At 61.3% G+C, this 14,844-nt stretch carries 16 protein-coding genes; 7 read left to right on the top strand and 9 right to left on the bottom strand.

What is annotated here, in order from left to right:
- Nucleotides 1–136: 136 nt before the first annotated feature.
- A complete protein-coding gene (locus tag HBN98_RS19780; protein WP_003224662.1) occupies nt 137–838 on the top strand; it encodes a response regulator in 702 nt (233 codons plus the stop codon).
- Between the two features lie 4 nt (nt 839–842).
- Nucleotides 843–2,153 (top strand): ATP-binding protein, encoded by a 1,311-nt coding sequence (locus HBN98_RS19785; RefSeq protein WP_083369172.1) that lies wholly within the window; start codon nt 843–845, stop codon nt 2,151–2,153.
- 148 nt (nt 2,154–2,301) lie between these two features.
- Here HBN98_RS19785 and pncA read toward each other — a convergent pair whose 3' ends face one another.
- From pncA to HBN98_RS19805, 4 genes are all read right to left on the bottom strand, one after another.
- Nucleotides 2,302–2,928: a bifunctional nicotinamidase/pyrazinamidase gene (gene pncA, locus HBN98_RS19790; protein WP_083369171.1), complete on the bottom strand. Its 627-nt coding sequence runs from the start codon at nt 2,926–2,928 to the stop codon at nt 2,302–2,304.
- Between the two features lie 50 nt (nt 2,929–2,978).
- Complete coding sequence (locus HBN98_RS19795; protein WP_083369170.1) at nt 2,979–3,737, bottom strand: anti-sigma factor; 759 nt, start codon at nt 3,735–3,737, stop codon at nt 2,979–2,981.
- Nucleotides 3,734–4,219: a sigma-70 family RNA polymerase sigma factor gene (locus HBN98_RS19800; protein WP_186352869.1), complete on the bottom strand. Its 486-nt coding sequence runs from the start codon at nt 4,217–4,219 to the stop codon at nt 3,734–3,736. Before HBN98_RS19800 ends, HBN98_RS19795 begins: the two co-directional genes overlap by 4 nt.
- Before the next feature lie 63 nt (nt 4,220–4,282).
- Nucleotides 4,283–4,816 carry a tetratricopeptide repeat protein gene (locus HBN98_RS19805; protein WP_083369168.1) on the bottom strand — a complete coding sequence of 178 codons (534 nt, stop codon included), beginning with the start codon at nt 4,814–4,816 and terminating at the stop codon, nt 4,283–4,285.
- A 175-nt stretch (nt 4,817–4,991) separates the two neighbouring features.
- On the opposite strand from HBN98_RS19805, the gene HBN98_RS19810 reads away from it, so the two are divergent.
- The 3 genes from HBN98_RS19810 to nudC all read left to right on the top strand — a co-directional run bounded on the left by HBN98_RS19810 (nt 4,992) and on the right by nudC (nt 7,635).
- The gene (locus HBN98_RS19810) at nt 4,992–5,765 is read left to right on the top strand and encodes a class I SAM-dependent methyltransferase (protein ID WP_083369167.1); all 774 of its coding nucleotides are present in this window, start codon (nt 4,992–4,994) and stop codon (nt 5,763–5,765) included.
- 220 nt (nt 5,766–5,985) lie between these two features.
- Nucleotides 5,986–6,798, top strand: a complete 813-nt coding sequence (locus HBN98_RS19815; RefSeq protein WP_083369166.1) for a crotonase/enoyl-CoA hydratase family protein — start codon at nt 5,986–5,988, stop codon at nt 6,796–6,798.
- A gap of 6 nt (nt 6,799–6,804) precedes the next feature.
- On the top strand, nt 6,805–7,635 hold the full coding sequence (gene nudC / locus HBN98_RS19820; protein WP_083369165.1) for an NAD(+) diphosphatase: 831 nt from the start codon (nt 6,805–6,807) through the stop codon (nt 7,633–7,635).
- Here nudC and HBN98_RS19825 read toward each other — a convergent pair.
- Complete coding sequence (locus HBN98_RS19825; RefSeq protein WP_083369164.1) at nt 7,603–8,382, bottom strand: TSUP family transporter; 780 nt, start codon at nt 8,380–8,382, stop codon at nt 7,603–7,605. The two genes, nudC and HBN98_RS19825, sit on opposite strands and share 33 nt — an antisense overlap.
- A 336-nt stretch (nt 8,383–8,718) precedes the next feature.
- Between HBN98_RS19825 and sfnG the strand changes: the two genes are divergently transcribed.
- Nucleotides 8,719–9,801 (top strand): dimethylsulfone monooxygenase SfnG, encoded by a 1,083-nt coding sequence (sfnG, locus tag HBN98_RS19830; protein WP_083369163.1) that lies wholly within the window; start codon nt 8,719–8,721, stop codon nt 9,799–9,801.
- Between the two features lie 121 nt (nt 9,802–9,922).
- On the opposite strand, the gene HBN98_RS19835 is transcribed toward sfnG, so the two are convergent.
- Complete coding sequence (locus HBN98_RS19835; protein WP_083369162.1) at nt 9,923–10,402, bottom strand: nuclear transport factor 2 family protein; 480 nt, start codon at nt 10,400–10,402, stop codon at nt 9,923–9,925.
- Nucleotides 10,403–10,457: 55 nt separating this feature from the next.
- The gene (locus tag HBN98_RS19840; protein WP_083369161.1) at nt 10,458–11,021 is read right to left on the bottom strand and encodes a TetR/AcrR family transcriptional regulator; all 564 of its coding nucleotides are present in this window, start codon (nt 11,019–11,021) and stop codon (nt 10,458–10,460) included.
- Between the two features lie 204 nt (nt 11,022–11,225).
- Between HBN98_RS19840 and pssA the strand changes: the two genes are divergently transcribed.
- On the top strand, nt 11,226–12,569 hold the full coding sequence (gene pssA, locus HBN98_RS19845; protein ID WP_083369160.1) for a CDP-diacylglycerol--serine O-phosphatidyltransferase: 1,344 nt from the start codon (nt 11,226–11,228) through the stop codon (nt 12,567–12,569).
- A gap of 109 nt (nt 12,570–12,678) precedes the next feature.
- On the opposite strand, the gene efeO is transcribed toward pssA, so the two are convergent.
- Both efeO and efeB read right to left on the bottom strand, forming a co-directional pair.
- Nucleotides 12,679–13,503, bottom strand: a complete 825-nt coding sequence (efeO, locus tag HBN98_RS19850; RefSeq protein ID WP_064587470.1) for an iron uptake system protein EfeO — start codon at nt 13,501–13,503, stop codon at nt 12,679–12,681.
- Nucleotides 13,504–13,529: 26 nt separating this feature from the next.
- Nucleotides 13,530–14,828, bottom strand: a complete 1,299-nt coding sequence (gene efeB / locus HBN98_RS19855) for an iron uptake transporter deferrochelatase/peroxidase subunit (protein ID WP_083369159.1) — start codon at nt 14,826–14,828, stop codon at nt 13,530–13,532.
- Nucleotides 14,829–14,844: the final 16 nt, after the last annotated feature.

Below are 14,844 nucleotides of genomic sequence, written 5' to 3' on the forward strand. Positions count from 1 at the left end.
CTTTTGTGACGGTCAGGCCGCTTTCGCGAGCAGGCTCGCTCCCACATGGGTTTTGTGATCGACGCAAAATCAATGTGGGAGCGAGCCTGCTCGCGAAGAGGACCTGACATCCACCACAGCAATATCTGGACACCCCATGCCCAACATCCTCCTGGTCGAAGACGACACCGCCCTCGCCGAACTGATTTCCAGCTACCTGGAGCGCAACGGCTACTCCGTCAGCGTGATCGGGCGTGGCGACCATGTGCGCGAGCGGGCGCGGATCAATCCGCCGGACCTGGTGATCCTCGATCTGATGCTGCCCGGCCTCGACGGCCTGCAGGTCTGCCGTTTGCTACGGGCGGATTCGGCGACGCTGCCGATCCTGATGCTCACCGCCCGCGACGACAGCCACGATCAGGTGCTGGGTCTGGAGATGGGCGCCGACGATTACGTCACCAAACCGTGCGAGCCACGGGTTCTGCTGGCTCGCGTGCGCACCTTGTTGCGCCGCAGCAGCCTCGGCGAGCCGATGACCGTCAACGACCGGATTGTCATGGGCAACCTGTGCATCGACCTGTCCGAGCGCACCGTGACCTGGCGCGAGCAGCCGGTTGAGCTGTCCAGCGGCGAATACAATTTGCTGGTGGTGCTGGCCCGGCATGCCGGTGAAGTGCTGAGCCGCGATCAGATCCTGCAACGCCTGCGCGGCATCGAGTTCAACGGCACCGACCGTTCGGTGGACGTGGCGATCTCCAAGTTGCGTCGCAAGTTCGACGACCACGCTGGCGAGGCGCGCAAGATCAAGACCGTGTGGGGCAAGGGTTATCTGTTCAGCCGTTCCGAATGGGAATGCTGAGCTGATGTTCAGAATCCTGTTTCGCCTGTACCTGGTGACGATTGTCTCCTACAGCGCGGCGATCTATCTGGTGCCGGATCTGGTGATCATGGCGTTCCGCGAACGCTTCATCACCTACAACCTCGACTATTCCCGTGGCCTGCAATCGCTGATCACCCGCCAGTTCCACGCGGCGCCGCATGATCAATGGCCGGCACTGGCGCAGTCGATGGACAAGGACTTCCAGCCGCTGCACATCGTTCTGGCGCGCATCGACGATGCCGAGTTCACCGCCGCCGAGCAGGCGCGTTTGCGGCGTGGCGAGAACGTGGTGCGCATCGGTGACTGGGGTTGGCGCACGTTGGCGGTCACGCCGTTGAATGACGATGTCGCGGTGCAAATGGTGGTGCCGCCGGATCCGCTGGACGTCAATCTGTTGTACTGGAGCATCAACGTGCTGATCGGCGCGAGCATGCTTGCCTGCCTGCTGCTGTGGATCCGCCCGCACTGGCGCGATCTGGAACGCCTCAAAGGCGCCGCCGAACGTTTCGGCAAGGGCCACCTGAGCGAGCGCACACAAATCCCGGCCAGTTCCAACATCGGCAGTCTGGCCAATGTCTTCGACACCATGGCCGGCGACATCGAGAACCTGCTGAACCAGCAACGCGACTTGCTCAATGCGGTGTCCCACGAATTGCGCACGCCGCTGACCCGCCTGGATTTCGGTCTGGCCCTGGCGTTGTCCGATGAACTGCCACCCGCCAGCCGCGAGCGCCTGCAGGGGCTGGTGGCGCACATTCGCGAACTGGATGAGTTGGTGCTGGAGTTGCTGTCCTACAGCCGCCTGCAGAATCCGGCGCAATTGCCCGAGCAGGTCGAGGTGTCGCTGGACGAGTTCATCGACAGCATTCTAGGCAGCGTCGATGAAGAACTGGACTCACCTGACATCGTCATCGATGTGCTGCTGCACGGTCAGCTTGAGCGTTTTTCGCTGGACCCGCGCCTGACCGCACGGGCCATCCAGAACCTGCTGCGCAATGCCATGCGCTACTGCGAGAAACGCATTCAGATTGGCGTGCAGGTCAGCCCCGATGGCTGCGGGATCTGGGTCGACGACGATGGCATTGGCATCCCGGACGACGAGCGTGAGCGGATTTTCGAGCCGTTCTATCGGCTTGATCGCAGTCGTGATCGGGCTACCGGCGGTTTCGGCTTGGGCCTGGCGATCAGCCGCCGGGCGCTGGAGGCGCAGGGCGGGACGTTGACGGTGGAGAGTTCGCCGTTGGGTGGCGCGCGGTTCCGGTTGTGGCTACCGACTGCTGCCTGGCTGAAGTGAAGGAGTAGCTGTGGCGAGGGAGCTTGCTCCCGCTCGGCGGCGAAGCCGGCGCAAAATCGGCAACCGCCGCCGGGTTGCAGATCGCCTGGGGCCGCGTCGCAGCCCGGCGGGAGCAAGCTCCCTCGCCACAGGGATTGCGGTAGTTGTGTCAGATCAACTGGTTCGACTGAATCAGGCCAACCCCGGCCGTCTGCATCCACTCCATGGCCGCCGCCAGTGATCCATTCATATCAATGGCGCGGCAGGCATCCAGCACCACGAACGTATTGAAACCCGCCGCCCGGGCATCCAGCGCCGAAAACATCACGCAGAAATCCAGCGCCAGCCCGACCATGTACACCGTGTCGACACCGCGCTCCTTCAGATAACCGGCCAGTCCCGTGGTGGTACGCCGGTCTGCCTCGAGAAACGCCGAATAGCTGTCGATATCAGGATTGCAGCCCTTGCGGATGATCAGTTGCGCGTGCGGCAGATCCAGTTCCGGGTGAAACTCGGCACCGGCGGTGCCTTGCACGCAGTGTTGCGGCCAGAGTGTCTGTTCGCCGTAGGGCAACTGAATCACGTCGTTAGGCTTGCGCCCGGGGTGACTCGAGGCAAAGGACGCGTGGCCCGCCGGGTGCCAGTCCTGGGCAATCACCACCTGTTTGAACAGGCCACCGAGGCGATTGATCAGCGGCACGATCAGATCGCCTTCGGGCACGGCCAACTGGCCGCCGGGGGTAAAGTCGTTCTGCACGTCAATGACCAGCAGGGCGGTGCGGGGTGAAATCGGCATTGGTGTTTCCTCCTTGGATAATCACCCGCTCAGCATAGTGCCAACGGCACTCAGGCGCCCAGCTTGTCGATCAAGTGTCTGGCCAGGTCTTCCAGCGCCGGCGCCGGGTTGTGCCCGATCAACATCCACGCATGTTCACCTTCGGTCCAGTACACCACGTTCATCTCGTGCCGGCGTTCGTGGGCCAATGGCCGGCTGCCGCTGTTGGAGCGGATCACGCACAACGCCAGCGGCCCATGCCTGGTGTCGAGATAGGTCAGTTGTGCAATCGGCACGCCGTCGTACTCGAGCATCTGTGCCCGCTTGAGTTCCGCACCCGGCAACGTCACCCGCGCTGGCGACAGGTTCAGGCCCAACCGGGCATCCACCGCACGCAGTTGCGCGCGTTGACTGGCTTCGTCGCTTGGCAGGTGATCAAGGGTCTGTGGCACATACAGCGCCATGTAGTCGCCGACCAGAGCGCGCCAGTTATGCGATTGCTGCGCCTGCCAGGCGATAAACAGGCGATCGGCCAGGACCCCGCCGGCCAGCAGACCTGCGGCGGCCGCACCGATGAACCAGCGACGGCTCAGACCTGGGCGCTGGGCCGGTGCGATGGCGTCGAGGCGCGCCTGCAGACGGTCCAGCGGCGCCTGTTGTGCCAGTTCGTCGTAGGCTTTCTTGTACGGCAGGCTGCTGCGATCGAGCCACTGCACGCGCAGGCTGAGCAACGGGTCGTCGGCAATCGCACCGTCGAGCTGGCTGCGGTAGGCCGGGTCCAGCTCGTCATCGAGGTAGGCCGTCAGTTGTTCGTCGGAGGGTCTGTTCATGGGTGGTCACCTCCGGTGGCTTTGGGCACGGCTTGCAGAGGCGGGTATTCCGCCAGTTTCAGGCGCGCGGCGGCCAGGCGACTCATCACCGTACCGATCGGCACTTGCAGGATGTCGGCGACTTCGCGGTAGGACAGGCCTTCGACATACGCCAGGTACACGGTTTCGCGCTGGGCTTCGGGCAAGGCATCGACCCGGCGAATGACTTGCGCGGCCATCACATGCGTCTGCGCGGCGTATTCGCCGTCGAAGGCCAGTTGCCCGTCGGCATCGACCTGACCCGCACCCTGACGAACCCGGCGCGCGCGCACTTCGTTGAGCCAGATCGAGTGCAGGATGCTCAACAGCCAGCGATCCATGCGCGTGCCGGCCACGTATTGACCGGCACGCTCCAGCGCTCGCACACAGGTTGCCTGCACCAGATCCTCGGCCACGTGCCGATTGCGCGACAGCAGCAGACCGTAGCGCCACAAGCGCGCCAGATGCTGTCCGAGTTCTGCTCTGAATGCCTGATCGCTGACGATGATGGCTTTCCTTTATCTATTTCAGGTTTTCGATGAATCGTTGATGGCTTCGGCCAGGTCCTGGTATTCCTCGCAGGAGGTGCCGCAGATCGATTTGATTTGCTGCAACTGTTCCTGCGCCAGGTCGACGCGGCCTTTGATCACATAGGCCTCGCCGAGGTATTCCCGCACTTGCGCGTACTGCGGATCGAGTTTTACCGATTCCAGGTAATAGTGGATGCCCTCATCGGTGCGCCCCAGTTTGCGTGTGGCGTAACCACGATAGTTAAGGGCTTTGGCGGTGTTCGGTTGGTTCAGCGTGTCGAGCAGGGCCAGGGCTTCTTCGTATCGACCGTCCTTGGCCAATCTGTAGGCGTAATCGGTCCGATCGGCATCCGGCACGGCGCTGCTGGTCTGCATCACGCATTTCTGCGATTTGCTGTCCCAGACCTGGCCTTTGGGGCAGTTGGGTTTCTGCACGGGCGCGCTTTCATCGCCATTGGCAAACGCCATCGACGCGGACAGCGCGGTCACCAACAGCAACGGGGCGGCGAACATAACGGAACGGATAGTCATGGGCAAGGCTCCACAGGGGGTTATGTTTCACTTTAAACACCACAGCACGGCATTTTATTCATTGCTTTGTCAGGGTCTGTTCAAGGTACGCGCAAATCGTGGCGGTATGCTCGGAAACGCCAGCCGTCCATCCAGCGCCTTGCCATGCCGCCGCGCTGACACTCGAGGAACTGCCATGAAAGATCAGGTCCATCATTCCGCTGCCGCCGGCTACAGGATTGCCGCCGATACCTACGTCAAGGGCCGCCCCGACTATCCGCCGCAAGTCAGTCAGTGGCTGACGCAGACCCTGGGCCTGGACCGTCACAAGACCGTCATCGATCTGGGCGCCGGCACCGGCAAGTTCACCGGGCGGCTGGCGGCCACCGGCGCGCAGGTGATCGCGGTGGAGCCGGTGGCGCAGATGCTGGAAAAGCTCTCTGCTGCCTGGCCTGAGGTGCTGGCCGTGAGCGGCACCGCGACCGATTTGCCGCTGCCCGATACGTCGGTGGATGTGGTGGTCTGCGCCCAGGCGTTTCATTGGTTCGCCACGACGCAAGCCTTGACCGAAATTGCCCGGGTGCTCAAGCCCGGGGGCAAGCTTGGCCTGATCTGGAACCTGCGCGACACGCAAGTCAGCTGGGTGCCGAAACTTGACGCGATCGTCAATGCCCAGGAAGGTGATACGCCGCGTTATTACACCGGCCACTGGCGTCAGGCGTTTCCGCATCCGGCGTTTGGCCCGCTGCAAGTGCAGCGGTTTCACCACGCGCACACCGGCTCGCCGGAGGACGTGATTTTCAATCGGGTGCGTTCCACCAGTTTCATCGCCGCATTGCCCCAGGCGCAGCGCGACATGGTCGATGAGCAGATCCGCGCACTGATTGCCTCGGAGCCGGCGCTGCGTGGGCGGCATGTGCTGACGGTGCCTTATGAGACGGCGGCGTATGTGGTGGTGAAGGGCGGTTAGATCGGCGGTGCAGCCCTTCGCGAGCAGGCTCGCTCCCACAGGGATCGGTGGTGAATGCAAAAACTAAGTTCACTGAACATCAATGTGGGAGCGAGCCTGCTCGCGAAGAGGCCAGCCCTGACACTGCATCTTTCGACCAGTCCCGCATTTGGCCGAACCGCCATCGTGATGCCTTGTTATAGTTCGGGCCTCATTTTCTGCCCGGTAAAGGATCACTGCCATGTCTCAATACACCGCCTTCAGCGTCGAACTGGCCGACAACATCGCTCATGTGCAGATCAATCGTCCGGAAAAGATCAACTCGATGAACGCCGCGTTCTGGAGCGAGATCGTCGAGATTTTCCAGTGGATCGATGACACCGACGAAGTGCGGGTGGTGGTGCTCAGTGGCAATGGCAAACACTTTTCTTCCGGCATCGACCTGATGATGCTCGCCGGCGTCGCCAATGAACTGGGCAAGGACGTTGGCCGTAATGCGCGCCTGCTGCGGCGCAAGATCCTCACCCTGCAAGCCTCGTTCAACGCCGTCGACAACTGCCGCAAACCAGTGCTGGCCGCGATTCAAGGCTACTGCCTGGGTGGCGCGATCGACCTGATCGCGGCCTGCGACATGCGCTACGCCGCCGAAGACGTGCAATTCTCGATCAAGGAAATCGACATCGGCATGGCCGCCGATGTTGGCACTTTGCAACGGTTGCCACGGATCATCGGCGACGGCATGCTGCGTGAACTGGCTTATACCGGTCGCACCTTTGGCGCCGAAGAAGCACGCAGCATTGGCCTGGTCAATCGCGTGTACAGTGACAAGGAACTGCTGCTCGAAGGCGTGATGGACATTGCCCGCGACATCGCCGGCAAGTCGCCGATTGCGGTCACCGGCACCAAGGAAATGATCAGCTACATGCGCGACCATCGCATCGACGACGGTCTTGAATACGTTGCCACCTGGAACGCCGCCATGTTGCAATCCACCGACTTGCGCGTGGCCATGGCCGCCCATATGAGTAAACAGAAACCCGAATTTCTGGATTGAGAAACCATGACAGCTCGCTGGACCACTGCAGTACTGGACACCGATCAACCCGGCGGCTGGGCCGTGGCGCGCAGCCCCGAAGGCTTTCTGTTCGATGACAACGGCGTGCTGTTCCCCCGGGAATGGCTCAAGCGTCAGGACCTCTCGGTACTTGCCGAACACGGTATAGGCCATCTCGATGGCGAACCGGTGTATCTGCTGGAGCTGCACAGTTCCAGTGAAGTGCCGGGCTGCAACTGGAAAGGCCTGCGGGCGTTCATGCTCGATGGTGATCACACCGTCTACAAGGTGCTGGGTTATGCCGCGCAGATCGGCACCTGGGCGCGCGAACATCGTTTTTGCGGCAATTGCGGTCAGGCCATGACGCAAGTGCCACGGGAGCGGGCGATGTATTGCCAGCCCTGCGAGCTGCGCAGTTATCCGCGCATTTCACCGAGCATGATCGTGTTGGTCACCCGCGGCGACGAGATCCTGCTGGCGCGCTCACCGCGGTTTGTCACCGGGGTCTACAGCACGCTGGCAGGCTTCGCCGAACCGGGCGAGTCGGCGGAGGACTGCCTGATTCGCGAGGTGCGCGAGGAGGTCAGTATCGAAGTGAAGAACATCCAGTACATGGGCAGCCAGTGCTGGCCGTTCCCGCACTCGATGATGCTGGGGTTCCATGCCGAATACGCTGGTGGCGAGATCATCTGTCAGGAAGACGAGATCGAAGACGCCCAGTGGTTCAACGTGCACGATTTGCCGCCGTTGCCGGCGTCAAAATCGATTGCCCGTTACCTGATCGACGTCTACGTGGCGCGCCGTTTAGGCCACGCTGAACCAGTGTTGCCAGGCTAGGCGCACGGTCAGCCCCAGCACCACGGTGATGAACACCGGACGAATGAACTTGGCGCCGCCGCTGATCGCGGTGCGCGCCCCGAAGAATGCGCCGACCATCACCGACAGGCCCATGCTCAGGCCGATAATCCAGTCCACTTGCCCGGAAAACACAAACACCGACAGCGCCGCAATGTTGCTGACGAAGTTCATGCTGCGCGCCACGCCGCTGGCCTTGACCAGATCGATCGGGTAAAGCAGCAGGCTGCTGACGGTCCAGAACGCACCGGTGCCGGGGCCGGCCACGCCGTCATAGAAACCGAGGCTGAAGCCCTGAGTCGATTGCCATTTCTTCTTGATCGGTGCGTCGCTGTCCAGCGGCGCTTTTGGCGTACCGCCGAACAACAGGTACACGCCGCAGGCGAAGACGATCACCGGCAGCATCTTGTTCAGCCATTCCGCTGGCAGGTAGTGGGCGACGATGGCACCGGTCAGTGCGCCGACCAGGGTGCCGATGATCGCGTGCGTCCACTGCCGAGGGTGGAACAGCTTGCGCCGGTAGAAAGTGAAGCTGGCGGTGGCCGAACCGAAGGTCGAACTCAACTTGTTGGTGCCCAGCACCAGGTGCGGCGGCAGGCCGGCGGTGAGCAGTGCTGGCGTGGTCAATAGACCGCCACCGCCGGCGATGGCGTCGATGAAACCGGCAAGGAAAGCGACGAGGGCCAGGATGGCGAGGGTGGTGAGGTCAACGCTGAGTTCGAAAGGCATGGAATCGGCTTATTCGGCAGGGCGCAGAACGGGAGCTGCGGGGAGGGCGCTCATGTTACCTGTATCCAACTGTTGCGGCGACCCGGCTGACGCCTTCGCGAGCAGGCTCGCTCCCACATTTTGAAATGCATTCCACCCTGTGGGAGCGAGCCTGCTCGCGAAGGCATTCTTCATGCCGGCCCAAAACCAACTGTTGCCCACACAACAACCCGCCAACAAATTCCCCGCCACAAAACATCAGCTACACCTGAAAACCCAACAAAACCAGGCATTTCAAGCCTGGCACGCTTGCTGCTCTATCCCCCACATCTCCGCAAATGTCCCGAGGACACGCCAATGAGCAAGCAAGCCGTGAAATTCGCCTACTGGGTGCCGAACGTCAGTGGTGGGCTGGTGGTCAGCAAGATCGAGCAGCGCACCGACTGGGGCATCGACTACAACCGCAAACTGGCGCAGCTCGCCGAGGCCGCGGGCTTCGAATATGCCCTGACGCAGATCCGTTTCACCGCCGGTTACGGTGCCGAGTTCCAGCATGAATCGGTGGCGTTCAGTCATGCGCTGCTGGCCGCCACCAGCAAACTCAAGGTGATCGCGGCGATTTTGCCGGGGCCGTGGCAACCGGCGCTGGCGGCCAAACAACTGGCAACCATCGACCAACTCACCAATGGCCGGATCGCGGTGAACATCGTCAGTGGCTGGTTCAAGGGTGAATTCCAGGCCATCGGTGAACACTGGCTGGAGCACGACGAGCGTTATCGGCGCTCCGAGGAGTTCATCCGTTCGCTGCGCGGGATCTGGAGCCAGGACAACTTCACCTTTCGCGGCGACTTCTACCGTTTCGACAATTACAGCCTCAAACCGAAACCGCTGGGGCGTCCGGAAATTTTCCAGGGCGGCAGTTCACGCGCGGCACGCGACATGGCGGCGCGGGTGTCCGACTGGTATTTCACCAACGGCAACAGCGTTGAAGGAATCAAGGCGCAGGTCGATGACATCCGCGCCAAAGCCGCGGCGAACAATCATTCAGTGAAGATCGGCGTCAATGCCTTTGTGATTGCCCGCGACACCGAGGAAGAGGCGCGCGCCGTGCTGGCGCAGATCATCGATCAGGCTGACCCGGAAGCGGTGAATGCCTTTGGCGACGCTGCGAAGCAGGCGGGCAGGGCGTCGCCGGAGGGCGAGGGCAACTGGGCGAAATCGACGTTCGAGGATCTGGTGCAATACAACGATGGCTTCAAGACCAACCTGATCGGCACGCCCTTGCAGATTGCCGAGCGGATTGTCGCGCTGAAGGCGGTGGGGGTTGATCTGGTGCTGGCGGGGTTTCTGCACTTTCAGGAGGAGGTGGAGTATTTCGGCCGGTGGGTGTTGCCGTTGGTGCGCGAGCTGGAGGCTGAAAAGACTGCCGCCGTCGCCTGAACACCACAAAACCCTGTAGGAGTGGGCCTGCTCGCGATTGCGTATGAACATTCAATATTCAGGTTGACTGACACACCGCTATCGCGAGCAGGCTCACTCCTACAATTGGAACTATGTGAACTTACAGACCGAGTTCGGACAGCCCCGGATGATCATCCGGACGCCGCCCCAGTGGCCAGTGGAACTTGCGCTCGCTTTCCTTGATCGGCATGTCGTTGATGCAGGCATAACGCTGGAACATCAGGCCGTGCTCATCGAACTCCCAGTTTTCATTGCCGTAGGAGCGGAACCAGTTGCCCGAATCGTCATGCCATTCATAGGCGTAGCGCACGGCGATGCGTGTATCGGAGTAGGCCCAGAGTTCCTTGATCAAGCGATAATCCAGCTCTTTGGCCCATTTGCGGGTCAGGAACGCTTTGGCTTCTTCGCGGTTGTGGGCGAACTCGGCGCGGTTACGCCATTGCGTGTCCAGGGTATAGGCCAGCGATACCTTCTCGGGGTCGCGGGAATTCCAGCCATCTTCGGCCAGACGAACTTTTTCAATGGCCGATTCACGATTGAACGGCGGTAAAGGCGGACGCACTTGGGCAGCAGTCGACATTTTCAGTCTCCCGATCTAATTAACGATTAAACAACGGTCAGGCTTATTTAAGGCGTTACAGGTCCAATAACTTACGCGCCATGCATTGCGCATTATCAGCGGCACTGTGATCACCCATCACAAGCGCTACGGTAATGGCGCCGTCAATCAGGATCAGCAACTGTCTGGCCAGACGTTGCGGGTCCTCGGTGCCATGTTCGGTACACAGCTCGCACAGGTAGTCGAGCAGTTTCTGTTTGTGGTCTTTGGCGACCTGACGCACCGGGTCTTCGGGGTCACCGGTTTCGCCACTGGTGTTAATGAAAGCGCAGCCGCGAAAGCCTTCCGAGGCGAACCAGCTCTTGAGTACGGTAAACAGGTTGAGCAGACGATCGGCCGGGGTTTCGGCCTGATCGACCGCGCTGCGGTACCACTGCATCCAGCGCACGTCACGGCGTTGCAGGGCGGCGACGGTCAACGCCTCCTTGTTGGCAAAGTAACGGTAGATGCTCTTTCTGGAGACGCCGGCGGTTTTCACCAGGAGATCCATGCCGGTGGCTGCGATGCCACTTTTGTAGATCAACTTTTCGGTGACATCCAGAATGATGTCGCGGGTCGAGGTGTCAGTGAATTCGTTCATGTGGTTAACAGTAGAACGTTCGTTCTCCTTTCGCAAGCTGTTTTTAAGATCAACAGATCGCAGCCTCCGGCAGCGCCTGCACGGATCCTTGTAGGCGCTGCCGGAGGCTGCGATCTTTCGATCTCTTTACAGACCCTCACAAGACCCGAACCGGTTGATGGTGTAAGCTCTCGGGTTCTTCGGATTCGACCCATTGCGAGCCCTATGCCGTTGCTTTTCAAACGCTCTCTGCTGCCCAAACTGCGCAGCTTTCCGCTGACTGCCGAGGCCGTGACCATTCTGTCCGGCGCCGCCGAGTTCCGTCGTTGCCTCCTGGAGAAAATCGCTGAGGCGACCCAGCGCATCTACATCGTCGCGCTGTATCTGCAGCATGACGAGGCCGGTCAGGAAATCCTCGATGCCTTGCACGCCGCCAAGCTCAAGCGTCCCGAGCTGGAAATTGTCGTGGTGGTCGACTGGCTGCGCGCTCAGCGCGGGCTGATCGGTGCCGGCAAACAGCCGGGCAACGCCGCGTGGTATCAGGAAATGACCCGCACTCACCAGAGTGAAGTGCCGGTCTACGGCGTTCCGGTGCAGACCCGCGAGCTGTTCGGCGTCCTGCACTTGAAGGGTTTCGTGATCGACGATTGCGTGGTCTACAGCGGTGCGAGCCTGAACAATGTGTACCTGCACAAGTTCGACAAGTACCGTTTCGACCGTTACCACGTGCTGCACAGCCGCGAACTGGCGGACTCGATGCACCACCTGGTCAAGCACGGTCTGATCGAATCCAAGGCCGTGCATCGCCTCGACCTGCCGAACCTGCCGACCACCCGCAGCCTGCGCAACGACATCGGCGATCTGCGCAGCCGTCTCAAATACGCGGCATACGACACCAGCGCCGGCAGCACGGCGCATGACGGTCTGTCGGTGAGCCCGCTGCTCGGCGTGGGCAAGAACAACCCGCTGAACCGGGTGATTGTCGAATTGATTGCCAGCGCGCAACAGCAACTGACCATCTGCACGCCGTACTTCAACCTGCCGCTGCCGATCATCCGCGAGGTCAACCGCGCGCTAGCCCGTGGAGTGAAGATCGACATCGTGGTCGGTGACAAGACGGCCAACGACTTTTACATCCCGCCAAGCGAGCCGTTCAAGGTGATTGCGGCGTTGCCGTACCTGTACGAAATCAGCCTGCGCCGCTTCGCCAAGCGGCATCAGCGCAACATCGACAGCGGTCAGTTGAACCTGCACCTGTGGCGTGACGGCGACAACAGCTATCACCTCAAGGGCATGTGGATCGACCAGCGCTATACGCTGCTGACCGGCAACAACCTCAATCCACGGGCGTTCCGCCTGGACCTGGAAAACGCGCTGCTGATCGATGATCCGCAAGGCGAGTGGCTGCAGCCACGGGCGAAGGAGCAGGAAGAGATCTTCCGCAACACCACGCGGATTGCCAGCTTCCAGAACCTGGAAACCTTGCCGGAGTACCCGGCGGCGGTGGCGAAGTTTTTGAAGCGGGTGAGCCGGGTGCGTATCGAGCGGTTGCTCTACCGGATTCTGTAACCGTTAAAAGCAAAAGATCGCAGCCTCCGGCAGCTCCTACATTGGGAATGTGAACATCCCGTAGGAGCTGCCGAAGGCTGCGATCTTTTTTACTGGCGACTCAAATCTGTCAGTTCAGACCGAGCTTGCCACGCAACGTGGACAGGTCTTCGGCCAAGGTATTGACCGGGCCAACCAGCGCCTTGCGGTCGTTATCCTTCACTTTGTCATACGTCTCGAAACCACCGTCCTTGGTCTTGTACTTGGCGAGGATCTTGTCCACGGTGGCAAAGTTCTTGTCGACTTTGGCGACGAACGCCTTGTCCTGTTTCTCGATCTGCGGACGGAACAGGTCGACGATTTTCTTCGCCCCGTCGATGTTGCCCTGGAAGTCATACAGGTCGGTGTGGCTGTAACGGTCTTCCTCGCCCGAGATCTTGGTCGCCGCCACTTCTTCCAGCAGCGCGGCCGCACCACCGACAACTTTTTCCGGCGGGAAGGTCAGGCCGGCCACGCGGGTCTGCAGGTCTTTCACATCGCTGTCCAGCTTGTCCGCCAGGGCGGTCAGGCCTTCGGTGCTCTTCTCCGAGAACAGCGAGTATTCGAGGCGGTGGAAACCGGTGAAGTCTTCAGCCTTGACGCCTTTTTCGTGGTCGTCGACGCGGGAGTCGATGGACGCATCGAGGTCACTGAACAGCTCGGCAATCGGCTCGATCGACTCGTAGTAGACGCGGGTCGGTGCATAGAGCTTTTGCGCGGTGGCCAGATCGCCTTTCTTCACTGCATCGGTGAACTGTTTGGTGTGGCTGCCCAGCTCATCCAGTTGCTCGGTGACGTAGATCTTGTAGTCCGACACCGGCCCGACCAGATCCAGAGGCGCGGTCGCGGCGAATGCCGACAGCGGGGTGTTGAGCAATCCGAGGGTCAGCATTAAGGCGAGTGGCGACTTTTTCATGTAACGGCTCCAAAGGTTTTTTATGGTTAGGCAGCTGTTTTGGGTTGTGTGGCGTTGAGCAGCGAGCGACCGATGAAATCCTTGTCGCCGGTGACACCCGGCAGGGTGAAGAAGTAGCCACCGCCGACCGGTTTGAGGTATTCCTCCAGCGGCTCGCCGTTGAGGCGGGTCTGCACGGTGATGAAGCCTTTTTCCAGATCGGCCTGGTAGCAGATGAACAGCAGGCCCATGTCGAGCTGGCCGTTCTTGTTGACGCCGTTGGAGTAGTTGAACGGCCGACGCAGAATCAGGTTGGCCTGGCTCGCGGCAGTGCGCGGGTTGGCCAGGCGGATGTGCGCGTCGAGCTTGGTCAGCTTGCCTTCCGGGTCCTTGCTGTAATCCGGGACCTCGGTTTCATGCTGGGCGCCCATCGGTGCGCCAGTGGTCTTGACCCGGCCGATGATGCTTTCCTGTTCCTGCAACGGCGTACGGTCCCAGCGTTCGACGAAGTTGCGAATGATCCGCACCGCTTGATAGCTGCCGTGCGCGGCCCAGGCCGGCTCGTCGCTGCCCGGTTGCACCCAGACAATCTTGTCCATCGCCTGGGCGTCGTTGGAATCGGGGTTGGCCGAGCCATCGCGGAAACCGAGGAAGTTGCGCGCCGATTGTGCCGGCACCCCCGGTTTGGCCGGGGCTTGCGGCGGCACGCTGCCTTCCTGTTTCCAGCGCACCAGCAGCAGGTCCGGCAGGTTCTTGACGATGTCGCGCAGGGCGTGAATGTTGGTGTCGGCGGTGTTCGAGCAGAACTGCAGGCTCAGGTCGCCGTGGCAGCAATCGGCCTCCAGCGCATCGTTGGGAAAACCGACCATGCGTTGCAGGCGTTTCGGTTTGGTAGCGGCCAGGCCAAAGCGCTCGTCGAACAGCGATTCGCCCACCGACACGGTGATGGTCAGGTTGTCCGGGGTCACCACCGGGCCGAGGATGCCCGAGTCCGGTGGCGGCAGTTTCGGGTCGATCTGCGCCACCGGGCCGCCCTTCATCAGGAACGCAATGCGCTCGTTGAGGGTACGGAACAGCCGCTCGAGGTCTTCGCGATCGCTGGCCAGCACGTCGAACGAGACGAACATGCCGGACGCCGGCCGTGGGGTGACGATGCCGGTCTGGTGCAAGCCGTGGAAGTCGTGGCGGTCTTCGGTCTTGTCGCTGCTCGGCGCTTCGGTGACTTGCGCCGGGGCGGCGGCCATCGCCGGGCAGCTCAGGGCCGAACCGGCCAGGGCGACACCGGCGACACCCATGCCCATCAGGAGGCGGCGACGTTGCAGATCGAGGTTTTGCAAATCTTTCATCGGTATTCGTCTTCTG

The sequence above is a fragment of the Pseudomonas koreensis genome, from assembly GCF_012986595.1.
GTDB lineage: Bacteria > Pseudomonadota > Gammaproteobacteria > Pseudomonadales > Pseudomonadaceae > Aquipseudomonas > Aquipseudomonas koreensis.

What these genes read in the sequence shown, in the direction of transcription:
- efeB (WP_083369159.1), bottom strand. Translation starts at nt 14,828, where the DNA reads ATGAAAGATTTGCAAAACCTCGATCTGCAACGTCGCCGCCTCCTGATG.
- pncA (WP_083369171.1), bottom strand. Translation starts at nt 2,928, where the DNA reads ATGCCGATTTCACCCCGCACCGCCCTGCTGGTCATTGACGTGCAGAAC.
- HBN98_RS19795 (WP_083369170.1), bottom strand. Translation starts at nt 3,737, where the DNA reads ATGAACAGACCCTCCGACGAACAACTGACGGCCTACCTCGATGACGAG.
- pssA (WP_083369160.1), top strand. Translation starts at nt 11,226, where the DNA reads ATGCCGTTGCTTTTCAAACGCTCTCTGCTGCCCAAACTGCGCAGCTTT.
- HBN98_RS19825 (WP_083369164.1), bottom strand. Translation starts at nt 8,382, where the DNA reads ATGCCTTTCGAACTCAGCGTTGACCTCACCACCCTCGCCATCCTGGCC.
- HBN98_RS19805 (WP_083369168.1), bottom strand. Translation starts at nt 4,816, where the DNA reads ATGACTATCCGTTCCGTTATGTTCGCCGCCCCGTTGCTGTTGGTGACC.
- sfnG (WP_083369163.1), top strand. Translation starts at nt 8,719, where the DNA reads ATGAGCAAGCAAGCCGTGAAATTCGCCTACTGGGTGCCGAACGTCAGT.
- HBN98_RS19780 (WP_003224662.1), top strand. Translation starts at nt 137, where the DNA reads ATGCCCAACATCCTCCTGGTCGAAGACGACACCGCCCTCGCCGAACTG.
- nudC (WP_083369165.1), top strand. Translation starts at nt 6,805, where the DNA reads ATGACAGCTCGCTGGACCACTGCAGTACTGGACACCGATCAACCCGGC.
- HBN98_RS19840 (WP_083369161.1), bottom strand. Translation starts at nt 11,021, where the DNA reads ATGAACGAATTCACTGACACCTCGACCCGCGACATCATTCTGGATGTC.
- HBN98_RS19815 (WP_083369166.1), top strand. Translation starts at nt 5,986, where the DNA reads ATGTCTCAATACACCGCCTTCAGCGTCGAACTGGCCGACAACATCGCT.
- HBN98_RS19835 (WP_083369162.1), bottom strand. Translation starts at nt 10,402, where the DNA reads ATGTCGACTGCTGCCCAAGTGCGTCCGCCTTTACCGCCGTTCAATCGT.
- efeO (WP_064587470.1), bottom strand. Translation starts at nt 13,503, where the DNA reads ATGAAAAAGTCGCCACTCGCCTTAATGCTGACCCTCGGATTGCTCAAC.
- HBN98_RS19810 (WP_083369167.1), top strand. Translation starts at nt 4,992, where the DNA reads ATGAAAGATCAGGTCCATCATTCCGCTGCCGCCGGCTACAGGATTGCC.
- HBN98_RS19785 (WP_083369172.1), top strand. Translation starts at nt 843, where the DNA reads ATGTTCAGAATCCTGTTTCGCCTGTACCTGGTGACGATTGTCTCCTAC.